Origin of the sequence: Promicromonospora kroppenstedtii DSM 19349, from assembly GCF_000515355.1 — a bacterium.
GTDB lineage: Bacteria > Actinomycetota > Actinomycetes > Actinomycetales > Cellulomonadaceae > Promicromonospora > Promicromonospora kroppenstedtii.
On record NZ_KI911625.1, the window covers coordinates 1,272 to 2,968 of the forward strand.

General features: G+C 73.9%; 3 protein-coding genes. All 3 read right to left on the reverse strand.

Translation table 11 applies throughout. The annotated features are described in order from the left end of the window. Window positions 1-197, reverse strand: a 197-nt coding sequence (locus PROKR_RS05575; protein WP_036960419.1) for an anti-sigma factor family protein, incomplete at its 3' end; no start/stop codon positions are given. Beyond that, entirely contained in the window at window positions 194-697 is a 504-nt protein-coding gene (locus PROKR_RS05580; RefSeq protein ID WP_020013822.1) for a sigma-70 family RNA polymerase sigma factor, read from the reverse strand. The genes PROKR_RS05575 and PROKR_RS05580, both read right to left, overlap by 4 nt. Window positions 698-747: 50 nt before the next feature. Further along, window positions 748-1,431: a YceI family protein gene (locus PROKR_RS05585; protein WP_036960422.1), complete on the reverse strand. Its 684-nt coding sequence runs from the start codon at window positions 1,429-1,431 to the stop codon at window positions 748-750. Window positions 1,432-1,697 lie beyond the last annotated feature (266 nt).

Genomic DNA, 1,697 nt, shown 5'->3' on the forward strand with positions numbered 1-1,697 from the left:
GCCCGCGCGTGCGCGGGGCTGATGGTGCCGAGCAGACCAGGCAAGCCCGCGAGCTCGGCCACGGCGGAGCGGCACGCGGCGCACCCGGCCAGGTGCCGCTCGTAGGCGCGCCGGTCGCTCGGGCTCAGGGCGCCGAGCACGTAGGCCGCGTCCCACTCGGCGAACTCGTCGCCGTCTCCTGTCCCCGCCGGGATCATGCCGTGACTCCCTTCTCCTGCAGCGCCAGCCGTAGCGCCCGCAGGCCGTAGTGCAGGCGGGACTTGACCGTCCCGGCCGGGACGCCCAGCTCGGCCGAGAGCTCGGCCACCGAGCGGCCGCCGTAGTACGCGCCCACCACCACCGCGCGGTGCGGCGGCGAGAGCGACAGCAGCGCGTCGGCGACCAGCCACGAGTCCAGCACGGCCTGGGTCGTGTCGCGACCCTCCCGGTCGGGCACGTGCCCGGTGGGGTGCTCGCGGGTGCGCCGGGCGCTGCGGAGGTGGTCCACCGTGAGGTTGCGCGCCACCGTGAACAGCCAGGCGCGCACCGAGTCCTCGGACCGTTCGAGCACCTCGGGGTGCCGCCAGGCGCGCAGCAGGGTCTCCTGCACCACGTCGCGCGCCTCCTCCTCGTCGCCCGTGCGGCGCACGACGTACCGGTACAGCGCGTCGGCGTGCGTGTCGTGCACCGCCTCGAGGAGCTCGTCCTCGGCACCCACGAGCGGCTCCCTCCGTGTGCTCTCGTTACCCGTCCGGTCCGGCTACCGCGTCACTGGCCCGGGGCCAGCTGCAGCGAGAACTCGATGCTGCCCTCATCCTCCACCGTCACGAACCCCAGGTCCGGTGCCTCGACGCCGAAGTCCTCGAACGTGACCGGCACGCTGCCCACCACCTGCACGGGGTCGCCGCTGGTCGGGTCGCCCGCCACCTCGGCGTCGACCGTGGCCGGCTGCGTGACGCCGTGCACGGTGAGCTCGCCGGTCAGCGCCACGGACGTGGCGCCCTCCTCGATCGGCGCCGGCTCGGTGAGCGTGAACGTCGCCGTCGGGAACTGCCCGACCTCCATCGCGTTGTCGCGGAAGTACGCGTCGCGGTTGGCCTCGTCCGTGGCCACGCTCGCGATGTCCACCTCGATGTCGGCGGCCGTGATCGCGGCGTCCGCCACGGTGACCGAACCGGTGACGTCCTCGGTGCGCCCGGTCACCGTCACGTCCTCGCCCTGGAGCACCTCGTCGACGCGGTAGCCCGCGAAGGACCCGTCGGTCACGGTCCACGTGCCGGCCGCGGCCTCGGCGTCGGGCAGCGGGGCCGCCGACGTCGACAGGCTCGGTGCCTCCGCCGCTGCTTCGTTCGCGCGGTCCGCGTACAGGCCCGGCCCCCAGATCCAGGCCGCCGCACCCACCACGACCACCGCCGCGCCGACGCCCACCGCCACCTTGGTCCCTCTGCGCACGTTCCGCCCCTCTCGTCGCAGGCCGACCGGATATCAGCCTCTGCCCGGTACTACGGGCGAAATGGCGGATCGGTTCAATCAGGCGACCGAACTCATCGACTTCGGTCCCCTGCATCGAGAGCGGTCAGTTGTCGGACCGGTCTCAGGACGGCCGACCGATCTCATCCCCCCGCGCGGCTGAGATCGTCGCCTCACCGCCGTACCCGGAGCAGGACGGCGGCGAGCCCGACGAGCAGCAGCCCCGCCACCGGCGCCTGCGCGAGGGC